14 protein-coding genes are annotated in these 17,709 nt (G+C 72.3%); 7 read left to right on the top strand and 7 right to left on the bottom strand.

What is annotated here, in order from left to right:
* The 3 genes from ACFY3C_RS36620 to ACFY3C_RS36610 are packed head-to-tail and all read right to left on the bottom strand — an operon-like array spanning position 1 to position 4,244.
* Positions 1–1,527: an acyl-CoA synthetase gene (locus tag ACFY3C_RS36620; protein WP_390773897.1), complete on the bottom strand. Its 1,527-nt coding sequence runs from the start codon at positions 1,525–1,527 to the stop codon at positions 1–3.
* Positions 1,528–1,569: 42 nt separating this feature from the next.
* Positions 1,570–3,120 (bottom strand): acyl-CoA synthetase, encoded by a 1,551-nt coding sequence (locus tag ACFY3C_RS36615; RefSeq protein ID WP_390773896.1) that lies wholly within the window; start codon positions 3,118–3,120, stop codon positions 1,570–1,572.
* Positions 3,117–4,244, bottom strand: coding sequence for an NAD(P)H-dependent flavin oxidoreductase (locus ACFY3C_RS36610; protein WP_390773895.1), 1,128 nt, complete (start codon positions 4,242–4,244; stop codon positions 3,117–3,119). The genes ACFY3C_RS36615 and ACFY3C_RS36610 overlap by 4 nt, the downstream gene beginning before the upstream one ends.
* Before the next feature lie 153 nt (positions 4,245–4,397).
* On the opposite strand from ACFY3C_RS36610, the gene ACFY3C_RS36605 reads away from it, so the two are divergent.
* Positions 4,398–6,164 carry a serine hydrolase gene (locus tag ACFY3C_RS36605; RefSeq protein WP_390773894.1) on the top strand — a complete coding sequence of 589 codons (1,767 nt, stop codon included), beginning with the start codon at positions 4,398–4,400 and terminating at the stop codon, positions 6,162–6,164.
* Between the two features lie 61 nt (positions 6,165–6,225).
* Here ACFY3C_RS36605 and ACFY3C_RS36600 read toward each other — a convergent pair whose 3' ends face one another.
* The 4 genes from ACFY3C_RS36600 to ACFY3C_RS36585 form a co-directional block, all read right to left on the bottom strand.
* Entirely contained in the window at positions 6,226–7,785 is a 1,560-nt protein-coding gene (locus tag ACFY3C_RS36600) for a phytoene desaturase family protein (protein WP_390773893.1), read from the bottom strand.
* Between the two features lie 65 nt (positions 7,786–7,850).
* Positions 7,851–10,070 carry a tetratricopeptide repeat protein gene (locus ACFY3C_RS36595; protein ID WP_390773892.1) on the bottom strand — a complete coding sequence of 740 codons (2,220 nt, stop codon included), beginning with the start codon at positions 10,068–10,070 and terminating at the stop codon, positions 7,851–7,853.
* 121 nt (positions 10,071–10,191) lie between these two features.
* A complete protein-coding gene (locus ACFY3C_RS36590; RefSeq protein ID WP_390773891.1) occupies positions 10,192–11,040 on the bottom strand; it encodes an oxygenase MpaB family protein in 849 nt (282 codons plus the stop codon).
* Between the two features lie 60 nt (positions 11,041–11,100).
* On the bottom strand, positions 11,101–11,877 hold the full coding sequence (locus tag ACFY3C_RS36585) for an MBL fold metallo-hydrolase (RefSeq protein ID WP_390773890.1): 777 nt from the start codon (positions 11,875–11,877) through the stop codon (positions 11,101–11,103).
* 39 nt (positions 11,878–11,916) lie between these two features.
* Between ACFY3C_RS36585 and ACFY3C_RS36580 the strand changes: the two genes are divergently transcribed.
* The 6 genes from ACFY3C_RS36580 (at position 11,917) to ACFY3C_RS36555 (ending at position 17,703) form a co-directional block, all read left to right on the top strand.
* Entirely contained in the window at positions 11,917–12,078 is a 162-nt protein-coding gene (locus tag ACFY3C_RS36580; protein ID WP_386578523.1) for a hypothetical protein, read from the top strand.
* 192 nt (positions 12,079–12,270) lie between these two features.
* Positions 12,271–13,467: an exo-beta-N-acetylmuramidase NamZ domain-containing protein gene (locus ACFY3C_RS36575; protein ID WP_390773889.1), complete on the top strand. Its 1,197-nt coding sequence runs from the start codon at positions 12,271–12,273 to the stop codon at positions 13,465–13,467.
* Positions 13,468–13,542: 75 nt separating this feature from the next.
* Positions 13,543–14,529, top strand: coding sequence for a GNAT family N-acetyltransferase (locus ACFY3C_RS36570; protein WP_390773888.1), 987 nt, complete (start codon positions 13,543–13,545; stop codon positions 14,527–14,529).
* The gene (locus ACFY3C_RS36565; protein WP_390773887.1) at positions 14,526–15,878 is read left to right on the top strand and encodes an ABC transporter substrate-binding protein; all 1,353 of its coding nucleotides are present in this window, start codon (positions 14,526–14,528) and stop codon (positions 15,876–15,878) included. Before ACFY3C_RS36570 ends, ACFY3C_RS36565 begins: the two co-directional genes overlap by 4 nt.
* The gene (locus tag ACFY3C_RS36560) at positions 15,872–16,837 is read left to right on the top strand and encodes a carbohydrate ABC transporter permease (RefSeq protein ID WP_390773886.1); all 966 of its coding nucleotides are present in this window, start codon (positions 15,872–15,874) and stop codon (positions 16,835–16,837) included. Before ACFY3C_RS36565 ends, ACFY3C_RS36560 begins: the two co-directional genes overlap by 7 nt.
* A complete protein-coding gene (locus ACFY3C_RS36555; RefSeq protein WP_390773885.1) occupies positions 16,834–17,703 on the top strand; it encodes a carbohydrate ABC transporter permease in 870 nt (289 codons plus the stop codon). The genes ACFY3C_RS36560 and ACFY3C_RS36555 overlap by 4 nt, the downstream gene beginning before the upstream one ends.
* Positions 17,704–17,709 lie beyond the last annotated feature (6 nt).

Below are 17,709 nucleotides of genomic sequence, written 5' to 3'. Positions count from 1 at the left end.
TCAGCGACCAGCGGTCGAAGCACCGTCGCCTTGGTCACTGAACCGGTCCCGCAGCTCCCTCTTGAGGATCTTCCCGCTGGCGTTGCGCGGCAGTTGGTCCACGAACAGGACCCGCTTGGGCGCCTTGAAGGAGGGCAGCTTCTCCCGTACGTGGGCGATGAGCTGAGTCTCCGTCACCTCGCCGCGTGGGACGACGACCGCTGTGACGGCCTCGATCCACCGCTCGTCGGGCAGGCCGATCACGGCGGTCTCGGCGACGGAGCCGTGGGTGTAGAGGGCGTCCTCGACCTGGCGTGAAGCCACCAGCACGCCACCGGAGTTGATGACGTCCTTCACCCGGTCGACGATGGTGAAGTAGCCGCCCGGGTCGCGCACCGCGAGGTCGCCGGAGTGGAACCAGCCGTCCCGGAAGGCCTCGGCGGTCTCCTCCGGCTTGTCCCAGTAGCCCTCGCACAACTGCGGTGAGCGGTAGACGATTTCGCCGGGGGTACCGTCGGGAACGTCCTCACCCTTGTCGTCCACGACACGTGCGTCCACGAACAGCACGGTCCGGCCACAGGAGTCCAGCCGGCCCTCGTGCTCGTCGGGCCCGAGCACCGTGGCCAGGGGGCCGATCTCGCTCTGCCCGAAGCAGTTGAAGAAGGCCAGCCCGGGCAGGTGTTCGCGCAGTCGCTGGAGCACCGGCACGGGCATGATCGACGCGCCGTAGTAGGCCTTGCGCAGGCCGCTCAGGTCCCGGGTGGTGAAGTCGGTCCGGTTGGCCAGGCCGATCCAGACGGTGGGCGGCGCGAACAGACTGTCCACGCGGCCCGCCTCGATCAGGTCCAAGAGGCGGTCGCCGTCGGGCGCGTCCAGGATGATGTTGGTCGCGCCGACCGCGAGGTAGGGCAACAGGAACACGTGCATCTGCGCCGAGTGGTAGAGCGGCAGCGCGTGCACGGGCCGGTCGCCGGCGCTCAGGTCGAGGGCGGTGATCGCGCTCAGGTACTCGTGGACCAGGGCCCGGTGGGTCATCATCGCCCCCTTGGGCAGGGCGGTGGTGCCGGAGGTGTACAGCAGCTGCACCAGGTCCTCGGTGCGTGGTTCGGGCCCGTCGTACGGAGGTGCCTCGGCCAGCCGGGCGAGGAAGGAGTCGTCCGAGTTCCGCAGGGGCAACACCCGTACGCCGTCGGGTAGTCGACCGGCGATGTCCGGATCGGCGAGCACCAGCGTGCTGCCCGACTGGCCGACGATGTACGCCAGGTCGGTGCCGGTCAGGTTCTGGTTGACCGGCACGTGGACCAGGCCCGCGCGGGCGCAGGCCAGGAAGGCGATCAGATAGGCGTCGGAGTTGTGGCCGTAGGCGCCCACCCGGTCGCCCGGGGCGAGCCCCTCGGCGCGGAGGAGGCCCGCCGCACGGGAGACGGCGGCGTCGAGTTCCCCGTACGTCCAGGTGCGCTCGCCGTACTCCAGTGCCACCCGCGCCGGGGTGCGCCGGGCGCTGCGCCGCAGCACCCCGTCGACCGTGCTGCCGTGTCCCTGCGTCATGACAGCCGATCCTCGGCCCACCACAGGCGCAGGTCAAGAACCTCACACCGGCCGTGTGCGGCCTTCCCAGTACGGGTCCCGCAGGCGTCGCTTGTACAGCTTGCCGTTGGGGTCGCGGGGCATCTCGGTGATGAAGTCGACGCTCCTGGGCCGTTTGTAGCCGGCGAGCCGCTCCGCGCAGTGGTCCAGGAGGGCGGCGGCGAGGGCCGGGCCCGGCTCGTGCCCGGGGGCGGGTTCCACGACGGCCTTGACCTCCTCGCCCCAGTCGTCGTGCGGGATGCCGAAGGCGGCGGCGTCGGCGACCGCGGGGTGGGCGAGCAGCACGGACTCGATCTCGGCCGGGTAGATGTTGACCCCGCCGGAGATGATCATGTCGATCTTGCGGTCGCGGAGGAAGAGGTAGCCGTCCTCGTCCAGGCAGCCGAGGTCGCCGACGGTGAAGAAGTCGCCGATGCGGTTCTGGCGGGTCTTGTCCTCGTCCTTGTGGTACGAGAACCCGCCGGTGCTCATCTTCATGTAGACGGTGCCCAGTTGGCCGGGCGGGAGCCGGTTGCCGTCGTCGTCGAAGACGGCGAGTTCGCTGATGGGCCAGGCCTTGCCGACCGTTCCGGGCTTCTTCAGCCAGTCCTCGGCGGTGGCGAAGGCTCCGCCGCCCTCGCTGGCCGCGTAGTACTCCTCCACGCAGTGCCCCCACCAGTCGATCATGGCCCGCTTCACATGGTCCGGGCAGGGGGCGGCGCCGTGGATGGCGTGCCGCATGGACGAGACGTCGTACCGGCCCTTCACCTCGTCCGGGAGGGCCAGGAGGCGGTGGAACTGGGTGGGGACCATGTGGGTGTGAGTGCACTTGTGGGCGTCGATGAGACGGAGCATCTCTTCCGGGGTCCACCTGTCCATGAGCACCAGGCGGTGGCCGATGTGCAGGGACGCGCCCGCGAACTGGAGGACGGCCGTGTGGTAGAGCGGCGAGCAGACGAGGTGGACGTTGTCGTCGAAGGGTCTGATGCCGAAGATGCCGAGGAAGCCGCCGAGGTAGGCCTCCTCGGGGGCTTTGCCGGGCAGCGGGCGCCGGATGCCGCGGGGGCGTCCGGTCGTACCGGAGGTGTAGTTCATGACCCAGCCGAGCGTGCGGTCGAAGGGCGCCGACTCGGGCTGTCCGTCGAGGAGTTCGGCGTACGGCCGAAAGCCCGCGACCGCGCCGACCGCGTAGCGGTGGGTGGCCGGCACGCCGGCCTCGTCGGCGGCGTGGCGGGCCGGTGCGGCGAAGCGCTCGTGGGCGATGAGCACCTTGGCGCCGGAGTCGGCGACGATCCAGGCGATCTCGGGGCCGACGAGGTGGTGGTTGACCGGGACGAGGTAGAACCCGGCCTGGCTGGCGGCCAGGTAGGCGGTGAAGAACTCGACGCCGTTGGGCAGGACGACGGCGAAGGCGTCGCCGCGTTCGAGGCCCGCCGCGCGCAGCCCGTGGACGAGCCGGTTGGCTGCGGTGTGCAGGCGTCCGGCGGTCCACTGCTCGCCGTCGGGGGCGATCAGGACCGTGCGGTCGGGGTTCTGGGCGGCCTGGGCCCAGAAGCCGGTGGGGGGTGTGCTCACGACTGTCCGCTCCTTCCGGCGATGCGGTTGATGCGGTCGACGGCCTGCTCGAAGCCGCGGGTGAGGTCGTCGAAGACGGCCTGGACGCTGCGTTCGCCGGTCATCCGGCCGACGATCTGGCCGACGGGCGTGCCGAGCAGCGGCTCGACCTCGTACTTCTGGATCCGGGAGACCGCCTCGGCGACCAGCAGGCCCTGCAGCGGCATGGGCAGCGTGCCGGGCCCGGCGGGGTCGTCCCAGGCGTCGGTCCACCCGGTGCGCAGCTGACGGGCGGGCTTCCCGGTCAGGGCGCGGGAGCGGACGGTGTCGCCGGACCCGGCGGCGAGGAGCTTGCGGGTCAGGGCGGGTGAGTGGAGGTCCGCTTCTGTGGTGGTCAGCCATAGGGAGCCCAGCCACACACCCTGGGCGCCGAGGCTCAGGGCGGCCGCCACCTGCTGTCCGCTGCCGATGCCGCCTGCGGCCAGCACGGGCAGCGGATCGACCGCCTCGACCACCTCGGGGGTGAGCACCATGGAGGCGATCTCACCGGTGTGGCCGCCGGCCTCGTAGCCCTGGGCCACGACGATGTCGATGCCCGCCTCCTGGTGCTTGCGGGCGTGCCGGGCGCTGCCCGCGAGTGCGGCGACCAGGACGTCCTGGTCGTGGGCGCGGGCGACGACGTCGGCGGGCGGGGAGCCGAGGGCGTTGGCGAGCAGCCGGATCGGGTAGTCGAAGGCGACGTCGAGCTGGGTGCGGGCGACCTGTTCCATCCACCCGGTGATGCGCCACCCGGACGCCTCGCCCGCGGCCAGCTCCGGCACCCCGTGCTTGGCGAGGGTGTCCCGCACGAACTGCCGGTGCCCCTCGGGGATCATCGCCTCGACGTCCGCCTCGGTCAGTGTGTGATCGTTCGGGGCCTCCACCTTCTTCGCGGGCATCACGACATCCAGCCCGTACGGCCTGCCGTCGATGTGCGCCTCGATCCAGTCGAGGTCCCGTTTGAGGTCGTCGGGGGCGGTGTAGCGGACCGCGCCGAGCACGCCGAAGCCGCCGGCCCGGCTGATGGCCGCGGCGACGGCGGGGAACGGCGTGAAGCCGAAGACGGCGTGCTCGACTCCGAGTTTCCTGCTCAGCTCCGTCTGCATGGGCGCAGGATGCCGCAGTCCCCCGGACGACGGAAGAGGTTTTCTGATGCTCCGTCAGATAGTTGGCGGATTTTGCTCCGCCGGGCTCATGTTCGCCCCGGTCGGCGCGCACGCCTCATTGACACGTCCCGCACCCGACAGGACAGTTTCACGATGACCGATGAGGTGGCCACCAGACTCACCCGCCGTCGACTGGGCGCCCTGACCCTGGGCGGCGCTCTCGCTCTCGCCGACTTCCCGGCCGGCCCGGCCGAGGCCGCTTCCGCCTCCGGCCACCGCACCCTGCGGCACGGCTCCCCGGAGCAGGCCGGACTGCTGGCCGCCCACCTGCGCCTGCTCGTCACCGACGCGGAGGCGTACCTCGGGCCCTCCCCCGAGCACGCCTGGTACGCGGGCGCCGTCCTGCTCGCCGGCCGCGGCGCGACCGTGGCGCTGCACCAGCCGATCGGCATGGCAGTGCGCTATACGGGATACGACGACAAGACCGACACCGGGATCGAGTTCCCGGCCGGCCGGCAGATCCCGATGTCCGAGGACACCGTCTTCGACCTCGCCTCGGTCTCCAAGCTCTTCACCTCACTGCTCGCCGTGCAACAGCTGGAGCGCGGGACTCTGGAGCTGGAGGCGACCGTCGCCTCGTACCTCCCGGACTTCGGCCAGGCCGGCAAGCAGGACATCACGATCCGTCAACTCCTCACCCACACATCCGGTTTCCGCGCCTGGATCCCCCTCTACAACGCGCCGACACACGAGGAGAGGCTCCGCCTCATCTGGAACGAGGCGCCGCTCAACCCGCCCGGCACGGTCTACCTCTATTCGGATCTCAACCTGATCTCCCTCCAGCTCGTCCTGGAGCAGATCACCGGCCGCGCCCTCGACGTCCTCCTGCGCGAGGAGATCACCGCTCCACTCGGCCTGGACCGCACCCGCTACAACCCGCCCGCGTCCTGGAAACCGACGATCGCCGCCACCGAGGTCGCCCGCCCGCCCTGGTCGGGGCTGGACCGCGGGCTGGTGTGGGGCGAGGTGCACGACGAGAACGCCTACAGCCTCGGCGGAGTGGCGGGCCACGCGGGGGTGTTCTCCTGCGCCTGGGACCTCGCGGTCCTCGGCCGCACGCTGCTCAACCGCGGCGTCTACGGCCGTACACGCATCCTGGAGCCGGAGTCGGTGGACCTGATGTTCACGAACTTCAACACCGCCTTCCCCGGCCACGACCACGGCCTCGGCTTCGAGCTCTACCAGCACTGGTACATGGGCGCGATGGCCACCCCGCACACGGCGGGCCACACCGGCTTCACCGGCACCTCGCTCGTACTCGACCCGACGACCGACTCCTTCCTCGTGGTGCTGGGCAACTCCGTTCATCCGGTGCGCACTTGGCGGTCCGGGTCCGCGCCCCGGGTCGCCGCGGGCACCCATCTGGCGCGCGCCGTACCGGTCCGCCCGGCCCGTGGCCGTACCGCCTGGTTCTCCGGAACGGCCAACGCCACGACGGCGGCCCTGACCCTGCCCGCGGTCGACACCTCGCCCGGTGACGCACGGCTGTGCTGCGCCCTGTGGTGGGACATCGAGCCCGTCTCGGACGTCCTCGCCCTGGAGGCCGACACGGACGGGGGCAGCACCTGGCAGCCGGTGCCGTTCACCACCACGAGCCACGGCGAGGAACCGCAGGAGCACCCGGCGGGCTCAGTGACCGGATGGTCCGGGCGGGTCTGGCACCGGCTGACCGCCGATCTGCCGGCCGCCCGGCAACTGACCGTGCGCTGGCGGTACACCACGGACCGGCTCTACGTCGGCCGCGGCGCCTACGTGGACGCGTCGCGCGTCGAGGCCGACGGCGAGGTCGTCTTCGACGAGACGCGGCCGGCCGACGCGGCACGGATCCAGGCGGTGGGGTGGACGGCCTCGGCCGACTGACGCCCGCCGCCGGGGCGGCCACCGGTCGGCCGGGCCGGCAAGGCGCAGGAGGAGCCGCGTACTACCCCTCCAGCACCGCCATGGCCGCGTTGTGCCCCGGCACCCCGCTCACCCCTCCCCCGCGCACCGCGCCCGCGCCGCACAGCAGGATGTTGGCGTGCCGGGTCTCGACGCCCCAACGGCCGGTGTCCTCCTGGGCGTAGGGCCAGGACAGGGCGCGGTGGAAGATGTTGCCGCCGGGCAGGCGCAGGTCGCGTTCGAGGTCCAGCGGGGTCTTGGCCTCGATGCAGGGGCGGCCGTCGGCGTCCGTGGCGAGGCAGTCGGTAAGAGGTTCGGCGAGGTGGGCGTCGAGCTGGGCGAGCGTGGACTTCAGCAGTTCCTCGCGTACGGCGTCGTTGTCCCGGGCGAACAGCCGGGCGGGGGTGTGCAGGCCGAACAGGGTGAGTGTCTGGTAGCCGCGCTCGGCGAGGTCGGGGCCGAGGATGGAGGGGTCGGTCAGGGAGTGGCAGTAGATCTCCGAGGGCGGCGCGGTGGGGAGTTCACCGGCGGCGGCCTGGGCGTGGGCGGTGGCCAGTTGGCCGTAGCCCTCGGCGATGTGGAAGGTGCCGGCGAAGGCCTCGCGGGGGTCGACGGAGGGGTCGCGGAGCTTGGGGAGCCGCGTGAGCAGCATGTTGACCTTGAGCTGGGCGCCCTCGGCGGGCTCGGGCGCGGAGTCCCCCGTCAGGGCGGCCAGTTCCTGCGGTGAGGCGTTGACCAGAACGTGTCGGGCGGCGGCGACGCCCTCGCCGTCGGCCGTGCGGTAGGTGACCTCGGCGGTGTGGCCGTCGGTCTCGATGCGGACCGCCTCGTGTCCGGTCACGAGTTCCGCGCCGGCCTCGCGCGCGGCGGCTGCCAGGGCGTCGGTGAGGGCGCCCATGCCGCCGACGGGCACGTCCCAGGCGCCGGTGCCGCCGCCGATGACGTGGTAGAGGAAGCAGCGGTTCTGGGCCAGGGAGGTGTCGTGGGCGTCGGCGAAGGTGCCGATCAGCGCGTCGGTGAGGACGACGCCCCGGACCAGGTCGTCGGTGAAGTTCTCCTCGACGGCGACGCCGATCGGCTCCTCGAACAGGGCCCGCCAGGCGGTGTCGTCGTCGATGCGGCGGCGCAGCTCGTCGCGAGTGGGCAGGGGCTCGGTGAGGGTCGGGAAGACGCGCTGGGCGACCTCGCCGGTCATGCCGTAGAAGCGCTGCCAGGCGTCGTACTCGCGCTCGCCGCCGGTCAGCCGGGCGAAGGCCTCCCGGGTGCGCCGCTCCCCGCCGCCGACGAGGAGACCGGTGGGCCGGCCGCCGCGCTCCACGGGGGTGTACGAGGAGATGGTGCGCCCGCGGACGCGGAAGTCGAGACCGAGATCGCGCACGATCTTCGACGGCAGCAGGCTGACCAGGTAGGAGTAGCGCGACAGGCGGGCGTCCACCCCGGCGAACGGGCGGGTGGAGACGGCGGCGCCGCCGGTGTGGCCGAGCCGTTCCAGCAGCAGCACCGAGCGGCCGGCCCGGGCCAGGTAGGCGGCGGCGACAAGGCCGTTGTGGCCGCCGCCGATGATGACGGCGTCGTACGTCCGGGTTCCCTCGTTGGCAGGCATGATGTCTTCGTAACACGTGATGATCTACGTCGGCCATAGGCATGCCGGACGTGTCGGCGCGCGGGTCAGGGAACGGGCCGGTGTCCGCCGGACGCCCGCTGCCGGCTCAGTACGGCGACCCTGCGGTACAGCTCCACGGCTTCGGAGCCGCGGCCGAGCTGCTCCAGGCAGTGGGCCTCGTCGTTGCGGCTGGCGAGGGTGTCGGGATGGTCGGGCCCGAGGACGCGTTCGCGGGCCGTGGCGACCCGCCGGTACTCGGTGAGCGCGTCCGCCCAGCGGCCCAGCCAGCCCAGGGCGACGGCGACCTCGCGCCGGCTGACCAGGGTGTCCGGGTGGTCGGCGCCGAGGACGCGTTCGCGCAGCGCGCATACGTCGCGGGCCTCGGCGAGGGCCTCCTCCCAGCGGTCGAGGCGGCCGAGGTTGACGCCGAGGCCGTGGCGGGCGCGCAGGGTCTCGGGGTGGGTGGCGCCCTGGACGCGGGTGCGGTCCTCGATCAGGTCGCGGTAGAGGCGCAGGGCGTCCGCGCTGCGGCCGAGCCGGCCGAGACTGATGCCGGCCTCGTAGCGGGCGGCGAGGGTGTCCGGGTGGTCGGCGCCGAGGGTGCGGGCGCGGGCGTCGGCGACCTCGCGGTAGGTGCGCAGAGCCTCGTCCCAGCGCGCCAACTGACCCAGGGCGTAGGCGACTTCGTAGCGGGTGACCAGGGTGTCGGGGTGGTCCGGGCCGAGCACCCGGGCGCGGGCGGCGGCCACGTCGAGGGCCATGCGGTACGAGTCCTCCAGGCGCCCGAGCCGGCTGAGGTTGAAGGCGAGGTTGTGGCGGCAGCGCAGGGTGTCGGGATGGTCGGGGCCCAGGACGCGCATCCGGCCGGCCAGGACCGAGGTGTAGCCCTGGTGGGCCTCGAAGTGGCGGCCCAACTGGCCCAGTACGTAGGCCGTTTCCTGGCGGGCGGCCAGCGTGTCGGGGTGCTCGGGGCCGAGGACGCGCGCCCGGGCCGCGGCGACGTCGGTGTAGGCGCGCAGCGCGTCGGCCGCCCGGCCGGTGCGGCTGAGGGTGAAGGCGGCCTCGTAGCGACTGGCGAGGGTGTCGGGGTGGTCCGGGCCGAGGAGCGCCGCCCGTTCGGCGGCGACGGTCAGGTGCACGTCGCGCGCCTCGGCCCAGCGGCCGCGCCGGGCCAGGCCGAGGCCCTCGTGGTGCCGCGCGGTGAGGGCGGCGACGGCGTCCGGCGCCGGACGGGAGAGGACGGCGACCCGGGCCCCGGCGGTCCAGGCGCCGCGCAGTGCCGCGCCGGGGTCCGGCGGGACGGCGCGCAGTCCGGCACCGACCGCCTTGTGGCCGGTGGTCATGCCCCGGGTCCACGCCGGCAGGCGTATCTCGTGCGCGGCCGACTCGCCGGCGCGCGGCCGTCCTGTCACGACCGTCGGCACGTACGTGGCCGCCGTACGCCCCGCGGCCAGGCGACGGCCCAACTCACCGGCGTCGTAGGGCCGTTCCTCGGGCTGTTTGGCCAGCAGGTCCAGGACGATCCGCTCGAAGGGGGCGGGCAGTTCGGGGCGGTGGGCGCGGGGCGGGCGGGGCGGGGTGTCGCGGTGGCCGATGAGGATCGCCCAGGCCTCGTCCAGGTCGAACGGCGGTGCCCCGGTGGCGATCTCGTACAGGACGCAGCCCAGCGAGTACAGGTCACTGCGCTGGTCGACCTCGGTGCCGCCGATCTGTTCCGGGGACATGTAGTGCGGGGTGCCCATCGCGATGCCGGTGCCGGTGAGGCGGGCGGTGAAGCCGATGTCGTGGCCGAGGCGGGCTATGCCGAAGTCGCAGATCTTCACCGTGCCGTCGGTCAGGCGCACGATGTTGGCGGGCTTCAGGTCACGGTGCACGATGCCCTGTTGATGGGTGTAGGCGAGGGCGGCGGCGACCTGTTGCGCGATGTCGATCACGTCGTCCACGGGCAGCGGATGCCCCTTGTTGTCCTCCAGGAGCCGGCTCAGGTCACGTCCTTCGAGCAGCTCCATGACGAGGTAGAGGACGCCGTCGTACTCGCCGAAGTCGTGGATGACGGTCACTCCGCGGTGCGAGAGCGCGGCGGCCACTCTGGCCTCCCGGCGGAACCGCTCCCGCAGGACGCGGGTGAAGGACGGGTCGTCCTGCGGGCCGACCGGCTTGAGGCACTTCACCGCGACCTGCCGCCCCAGGGACTCGTCGCGGGCCCGCCACACCTCGCCCATCCCGCCCCGCCCGATCAGGTCGAGCAGCCGGTACCGGCCCTGAATCAGCCTGTTCTCCCCCATTGCGCGCCGTCGCCCCCGTCACTGTCCGCCCCACCCCCAGGAGGGGCATCGCCACGTGCCGCGACCGCGTACGACGCGGCCCGATCCGTGACACACCCCCCTGCTCGTCCAGTATGGCGGCCTATCGCCCCAGTTTGTACGGTGCCGGTCGGGCGTCCGGGCCGAGCCTCGCCATGGCTCGCAGGATGTGTTTGGGCGGCAGCTGCCAGCGCAGACGTGCGGGAACGCACCGCAGCAGGGCGCCCATGGCCCGCAGCCGGCGAGCCACGACGTCGGGTCGGGGGGCCGGTCTGCCGTACAACTCGTGGGCGTACGGGGGCAGGGAGGCGTACGCCAGCTGCGCCACGCGCCGCCACAGCACGTCGCGCGCCAGGACCAGGAGGGGATGCGTCGGCGGGCGGAGGAGGAAGTCGTCCACCGCGCGTGCCTCGGGTCCCGCGACCAGTTCCGGCCGCACCTTCTCGAAGTACGCGGCCAGCTCGGCCCGGCCGGCCGGTACGGCGTCCGGGTCGAGGCCCACCAGACGGGCGCTGACGCGGTGTTCGGCGATGTACCGGTCGGCCTGGGCATCGGTGAGCGGGTAACCGGAGCCGCGCAGGACGTGGACATAGGAGTCGATCTCGGCGCAGTGCACCCACAGCAGCAGCTCGGGCTCGTCCACGCCGTATCGCTCCCCCGTGTCCGGGTCGCTCACCTGGAGCATGCTGTGGATCTTCCGCACCCGGGCACCGGCCCGCTCGGCCGCCTCGCTGGTGCCGTAGGTCGTGGTGCCGACGAAGTTGGCGGTGCGCATCAGCCGACCCCAGGCGTCCCGCCGGAAGTCGGAGTTCTGCATGACGCCGCGCACGGCGCGCGGGTGCAGCGCCTGGAGATACAGCGCGCGGACGCCGGCGACCCACATCATCGGGTCACCGTGCATCTGCCAGGTCACCGAGGAGGGGCCGAACAGCCCCGGGTCGGCATCGGTCATGGGGTCACCTCCGCCCTGCGACCACGATGCCACGGCCGCGGAGCGGAGCGATACCGCCGGTTACCGACTCTCGACGAACCGCCGGAACGTCTCGGCCCCCGCGCCGGTGAGCGGGGCGCCGTGGGCGAAGCCGACCGCGCGGACGTCCGCCGGCAGTTTCGCGAGGCTCTCCGCCCGCAGTCCGGGGTCGGCGGCGAGTGCCGCGTGACCGAGGTCGAGGCGGCCGCGGTGGAAGACGGCGTCTCCCGTCAGCAAGGTGCGGCTCGGCTCGTGCCACAGCACGATGTGCCCGGGGCTGTGCCCCGGAGCGTGGATCACCCGCGGCCCGCCGGACCCGTCGACGAGATCGCCGTCGGTGAGGGTGCCGTCCGCGGTGACCGGCGTCCAGTGCAGCTTCGGCAGCCGGTCCAGGAGCCGCCCGGGCAGCCCCGAGCGCCCCTCGGGCGGCACCCGGCCGGCCTCCAGCCTGGGCCGGTCGGCGGCGTGCACCAGGATGTCCGCGCCGCTGTGGCGCCGCAGGTCGGCGGCGCCCTGGACGTGGTCGGGGTGGGCGTGGGTGATCACGATCCGGCGGATGTCGCCGGGCTTGCCGCCGCGGTCGGCGAGCGCGTCGAGCAGGACACCGGGGGCGCCGGCCCGGCCGACGTCGACGAGGGTGTAGCCGTCGTCTCCGGCGACGAGGAAGGCGCACCGGGGGTGCAGCGGGCACGCGATCCTGGCGCACCTGCCCGCGCAGGAGGTGGCGGCGATCTTGGCACGCGCGGGCGACGCGGTACACCCCGCGGAGGTGGAGGCCTCACTCGCAGCCGTCCGCGCCGACGGTTTCGCGGTGTCCACGGGGCCAACCACCCCGGCCTCAGAGGCGTCGCCGTACCCGTGCGGACGGCGGACGGACGGGTCGCGGCCTCGGTGGCGGTGTCCGACCCGGCCGAACGCTGGACGGCGAAGCGGGCCACGGCCTTCGCCGAGGTGGTGGTGGACCGGTGCGCCCGGCTGTCGCTGCTGTTCGACGCGGCGGAGGCGCCGGGCACGGCGTGACGGTGTGACCAGGATCGCCGACCGGCGCTCTGCGTGCGGGCCCTCCTCGCACCGCCGCACCGCTCCGGCCGCGCCAAGGGGTGCCGCGGCCGCCGTCGGAGCGAACTGTGGCCAAATCCCGCAAAATTCCCGGGCATGCACGTACATTTCCGACCATCGCTTGGAGATGTCACCGGCAGACGGGGGCAAAGGATGGGCACGGACGACCGCGTCCCGGTGACGACCGGGATCGCACGGCTGCATGCGTCGCCCGGACTCGCCGGGCCAGGCCGGCTCGGGCTGGTGACCAACCACACCGGTGTCCTCCCCGACCTGCGCCCGGCCGCGCCCGCACTGCTCGAGGCCGGCGCGCGGCTGGTCGCCCTGTTCGGTCCCGAGCACGGGCTGCACGGGAGCGGCCAGGCGGGCGAGAGCGAGGACGCCGAGGCGGACCCCGCCACCGGCCTGCCGGTCTACGACACCTACCGGTGCGGCGGCGAGCGTCTAGACAAACTCCTGATCGACAGTGGCGTCGACGCCCTGGTGTACGACCTGCAGGACATCGGGGCCCGGTTCTACACCTACGTGTGGACCATGTTCGACCTGATGGTCTCGGCGGCCCGTACGGGCGTACGGTTCGTGGTCGCCGACCGGCCGAATCCCCTCGGTGGGCTCGTCAGCGAGGGCCCGCTGCTCGACCCGGTGTGGGCCAGCTTCGTCGGGCGCGCCCCGATCCCCGTCCGGCACGGCCTCACCTGCGGCGAACTCGCCCGGCATATCAACGCGTCGGCCGTGCCCCAAGAGGCGGGCAGCGCGGCCGACTTGACGGTGATCGAGGCAGTCGGCTGGCAGCGCGCCATGGACGCGGAGGCCACCGGCCTGCCATGGGTCGCGCCCTCGCCGAACATGCCGACGCCCGCCACCGCCACCGTCTACCCCGGCACCTGCCTGTTCGAGGGCACGAATCTCTCGGAGGGCCGTGGTACCACGCAGCCCTTCGAGATCGTCGGGGCCCCGTACATCGACGCGCGGTTCGCGCCCTCGCTCGCCGAACTCGCCCTGCCCGGAGTGCACTTCCGTGATCTGCGGTACGTACCGACCTTCCACAAACACGCCGGACGGCCGCTGCGCGGGGTCCAGCTCCACATCACCGACCGCGAGGTGTTCGCTCCCGTACGCACCGCCGTCGCGATGCTCGCCACGCTGCGGCGGCTGTACCCGGACGACTTCGCCTGGCACACCGCGGACGGAGGCGCGGAGGGGACCGGCCATCGTCACTTCATCGACCTGCTGTGGGGGTCCGACCGGTTGCGGAACACCGTCGACGCGGGCGACGACCCGCTGCCGCTGTGCGATCCGCCGACGCCGCCCGGCCGGTGGGCCGGCGAAGACGTGCTGCTCTACCCGTGAGGCCTCCCGCCCCACCGCCGCTGCTCGCCGCTCCGCCCGGAAGGACAACTCCGTCCCGGAAGGACAACCCCGTCGATGACCGATCGCACGACGACGACCAGATCCCGGGCCGGGATGCGTGGCTTTCGCGCGGGCGACGGCCCGCACCTGGTGGAGGCGTGGCGCCGGAGTGCGCCGGCCGACCCGATCACCCCGGACCGCTTCCGCTCCCTGGTGCTGCTCGACGCCAACTTCGATCCGGAGGGGCTCAGGGTCGCCGTCGACGGGGACCGTGTCGTCGGCGCGGCCTACGCGGTGCGCCGTCTGACGCCGATGAGCGGCACCGACCTGGAGCCGGAGCAGGGCTGGATCCCGTTCTTCTTCGTCGACCCGGCCGTCCGCGGGCGCGGCCTCGGCCGACGGCTGCTGACCGACGCCCTCGACTGGCTGCACGGCCACGGCCGTACCCGGGTGGACTTCTCCTCGTACACCCCGAACTACATCCTCCCGGGCCTGGACGCCGAGGCGTACCCGGCAGCAGCCGAGCTCCTCGAATCCCTGGGCTTTCGCGCGCTGTACGAGGCGGCGGCGATGGACCGCAGCCTGGTCGGCTATCGCTTCCCGGAGGATGTCGCCTGCCGCGCGGACGAACTGACGGCGCGGGGCCACCGGTTCGCCACCCCGTCCGACGACGACCTGGTGGAACTGGTCGCGCTCGCCGGGAACCACTTCAACCCCGACTGGGCGCGCGCGATCCGGGAGTGTCTGGCCGCGGGCACGCCGCTCGACCGGATCGTCGTCGCCCGGGACCCTGCGGGCCGCCTGGCCGGCTGGGCGATGCACGGCGCGTACGAGTCGGTGGACGAGCGGTTCGGCCCGTTCGGTGTACTGGAGGAGATGCGCGGCACCGGGCTCGGCAAGGTCCTGCTCCACCTGGTCCTGGAGCGGATGCGGGCACGGGGCGCGCACTCCGCGTGGTTCCTGTGGACCGGCGAACGGTCCCCGGCGGGCCACCTGTACCGCGCGGCTGGTTTCACCACGACCCGGGTGTTCCGTGTGCTGCGCCGGGAGGTCGCCCGATGACGACGCCGGCACGCCGCACCAGGGCCCCAGGCGGCCTGAGCCGCCGTCACTTCGCGCTGGGGCTCCCCTCGGCGCTGCTCGCCGCCGGATGCGCCGCGCCGTACCAGGGCACCGGCCGGCCCGGGGATCCGATCGTGCTCACCCTGCTCTCCCACTACGCGAGCGGGGAGCTGAAGGAGGCCCTGCAGAGCCCGGTCGACGAGTGGAACGCCACGCACGACCGGGTCAAGGTGCGGACGAAGGCCGTCGAGTTCACGGACCTGCTGACCACGTTCATGGTCCGGCAGGCCGCGGGCCAGGGCGCCGACATCCTCCACCCCTACTGCCTGTGGAACGGCCAGCTCGTCCGGGCCGGCGTCCTGCGGCCCGCTCCCTCCGAGCACGCCGAGGAGATCAGGCGCGGCTACGGCGGGGCCGCGGTCGGCGCCGCATCGGTGGGCGGCACGGTGTACGGCTACCCCACCGAGGTGCAGACGTACGCCCTCTACTACAACAAGCGACTGCTGCGCGAGGCCGGTGTCGCCGGACCACCGCGCACCTGGCGGGAGCTGGAGGAGACGGCCCACCGCACCGCCAAACAGGACCGGTACGGCAACACGCTGGTCCAGGGGTTCGGGCTGTCCACCTACGACGACTCCACCACCGTCGGCCAGACGCTCGCCCTGCTCAACGCCGCCGGCGGAAGGTTCGTCTCCGCGGACGGCAGGAGCACCGCCATCGACTCGCCGGCCGGCCGGGCCGTGTTCGATCTGGAGCACCGCCTCGTCGTCAAAGGTGCGAGCGCGCCCGGCGTCAACGTGTACAAGGCGTTCGCGTCCGGGCAGGTGGCCATGGTGGTCAGCGCCGGATGGTGGACCGCGGACCTGAAGGGTCTGATGGGCAAGGACTATCGCGACGTGGGCGTCGCGCCCGTACCCGTCCCCGAGGCGGGCGACAAGCGCGCCACGCTCTCCACCGGCTTCATGCTGGGCGTCAACGCGGCCAGTGAACACCCCCGCGAGGCCTGGGAGTTCCTGCGCTGGCTCAACAGCGAGAAAGTGGGCGTGAAGAGCGCCGGGAAGGGCGCGACAGCGACCCGGATGAGCGCGCTTCAGGTGTCGGTCGGTTCCCTGACCGGCCGTGCCGACGACATGCGGACGCTGCTCGGCGGGGCCGGCGATCCGAACCTGCGCCCGTTCCTGGACGCGCTGGCGTACGCGGTGCCGGAGCCGAACGTGCCGGGCGCGCAGCAGGCCAAGTCGCTGCTGCGCAAGAACATCGAGGCGTTGTGGACCGGTCAGCAGTCGGTCGACGAGGCACTGCGGACCACCCGCCGTCAGGTCGATCAGGAGGTGTCCCGCTCATGGTGAACGCCCTGGCGCCGGAGACGACCGAGCGAGTGCCCGGACCGCGCTCCGCCGGGCCCGCGGTCGACGGCCGCGGCCCCACCCGGCGCCGACGCCGCCAGGCCGTCGTCGCCTACCTCTTCCTGGCGCCGACGCTGCTGTTCTTCGCGGTCTTCCTGATCCTGCCGCTCGGCTTCGCGCTGCTGCTGTCGACGTCCCGCTGGGCCGGGTTCGACCTCGGCGACATCGATCCCGTCGGACTGGACAACTTCACCGGCCTCTTCGCGGACGGATCGACGTTCCTGGCGCCGATCCTCACCAACACGCTGCTGTTCGCCCTGGGCACGGTGGCCCTGGCGCTCGCCGGCTCCGTGGTCGTCGCCACCTGTATCGACAACCTGCGGTTCCAGGGGCTGTGGCGCACGCTGTACTTCCTGCCGATCGTCACGACGGTCGTCGCCGTCGGCAACGTGTGGAAGTACATGTACGAGCCGGGCGGGCTCGTCAACGGCGTCCTCAACGCCCTCGGGCTCGACTCGGTGGCGTTCCTCCAGGATCCGGACACCGCGCTGCCCTCCGTCGTGGTCGTCCAGGCCTGGGCCTCGGTCGGCTCGGCGATCCTCATCCTGACCGCCGGGCTGAAGTCCATTCCCGAGTCGTACTACGAGGCCGCCGCGCTCGACGGCGCCGGGCCCGTCACCGTCTTCCGGAAGATCACGCTGCCGCTGCTGCGTCCGTCCCTGCTGTTCGTCTGCATCACCCAGTTCCTCACCGGCCTGCAGTCGTTCGCGCTGATCATCGTGATGACCAAGGGCGGGCCGGGTGACGCGACCAACGTGGCCGCGCTGGAAATGTACCGGCAGGCCTTCTCGTACGGCGACTGGGGCACCGCGAGCGCCGCAGCCTTCGTGCTGTTCGTGGTGGTCCTCGTGGTCACCCTGGCGCAGTTGTGGATCTTCCGGCGCAAGGGGGAGGACGCATGAACCGCCGCCGTTTCCCATGGTTCTCGTATCTGCTGGTCATGACCGGCGCCGTACTCACGGTCGTGCCGTTCCTCGACATGGTGATGACGTCCTTCAAGGGGCCGGGTGAGGCGGGCACACTGCCGTACCGGTTCCTGCCCGACGCCTTCGACCTGTCCAACTACCGGGCGGCGGTCGACCAGCTCGATCTGCCGGTGCTCTTCCGCAACAGCGTCGTCGCCACCGCCGTGATCACCGGATCGGTGCTGCTCACGTCGTCGCTCGCGGGCTACGCGCTCGCCAAACTCCGCTTCCCTGGACGGAACTTCATCTTCCGCCTGGTGCTGTCGACGATGATGTTCCCGCCGTTCCTCTTCTTCATCCCGCACTTCCTGATCCTGGTGCACTGGCCGCTCGCGGGCGGCAACGACCTGTTCGGGCGCGGGGGCGCGGGCCTGACGGTCAGTGTCGTGGCGCTCGCCATGCCGTTCCTGGTCAACGGCTTCGGGATCTTCCTGATGCGCCAGTTCATGGTCTCGATCCCGGACGAGGTCCTGGAGGCCGCACGCATCGACGGGGCCGGCGAGTTCGCCGTGTGGTGGCGGATCGTGGTGCCGCAGACCAAGCCGGTTCTGGTGACGCTCGGGCTGCTGACCTTCGTCGACGCCTGGAACGAGTACATCTGGGCGCTGCTCGTCTCGACCGCCAACCCGGACGTGATGACCCTGCCCGTCGGGATCCAGCTCCTTCAGGACTACGTCGACCCGTCCCGCACGATGCCCATCGTCATGGCCGGACTCGTCCTGAGCATCCTGCCCGTCCTGATCCTCTTCCTGCTGCTGCAGAAGTACTACATCCGTGGCGTCATGCTGAGTGGGCTCAAGTAGGGAGCG

Origin of the sequence: Streptomyces sp. NPDC001410, assembly GCF_042895235.1 — a bacterium.
Taxonomy (GTDB): domain Bacteria; phylum Actinomycetota; class Actinomycetes; order Streptomycetales; family Streptomycetaceae; genus Streptomyces.
Note: the sequence above shows the minus strand (reverse complement) of the source record. Positions and strands in the feature narration are given on the sequence as shown.

Bases quoted from the DNA above. Each gene is read 5' to 3' on its own strand.
- ACFY3C_RS36590 (WP_390773891.1), bottom strand. From the start codon at position 11,040: ATGACCGATGCCGACCCGGGGCTGTTCGGCCCCTCCTCGGTGACCTGG.
- ACFY3C_RS36575 (WP_390773889.1), top strand. From the start codon at position 12,271: ATGGGCACGGACGACCGCGTCCCGGTGACGACCGGGATCGCACGGCTG.
- ACFY3C_RS36620 (WP_390773897.1), bottom strand. From the start codon at position 1,527: ATGACGCAGGGACACGGCAGCACGGTCGACGGGGTGCTGCGGCGCAGC.
- ACFY3C_RS36595 (WP_390773892.1), bottom strand. From the start codon at position 10,070: ATGGGGGAGAACAGGCTGATTCAGGGCCGGTACCGGCTGCTCGACCTG.
- ACFY3C_RS36560 (WP_390773886.1), top strand. From the start codon at position 15,872: ATGGTGAACGCCCTGGCGCCGGAGACGACCGAGCGAGTGCCCGGACCG.
- ACFY3C_RS36565 (WP_390773887.1), top strand. From the start codon at position 14,526: ATGACGACGCCGGCACGCCGCACCAGGGCCCCAGGCGGCCTGAGCCGC.
- ACFY3C_RS36605 (WP_390773894.1), top strand. From the start codon at position 4,398: ATGACCGATGAGGTGGCCACCAGACTCACCCGCCGTCGACTGGGCGCC.
- ACFY3C_RS36570 (WP_390773888.1), top strand. From the start codon at position 13,543: ATGACCGATCGCACGACGACGACCAGATCCCGGGCCGGGATGCGTGGC.
- ACFY3C_RS36555 (WP_390773885.1), top strand. From the start codon at position 16,834: ATGAACCGCCGCCGTTTCCCATGGTTCTCGTATCTGCTGGTCATGACC.
- ACFY3C_RS36610 (WP_390773895.1), bottom strand. From the start codon at position 4,244: ATGCAGACGGAGCTGAGCAGGAAACTCGGAGTCGAGCACGCCGTCTTC.
- ACFY3C_RS36600 (WP_390773893.1), bottom strand. From the start codon at position 7,785: ATGCCTGCCAACGAGGGAACCCGGACGTACGACGCCGTCATCATCGGC.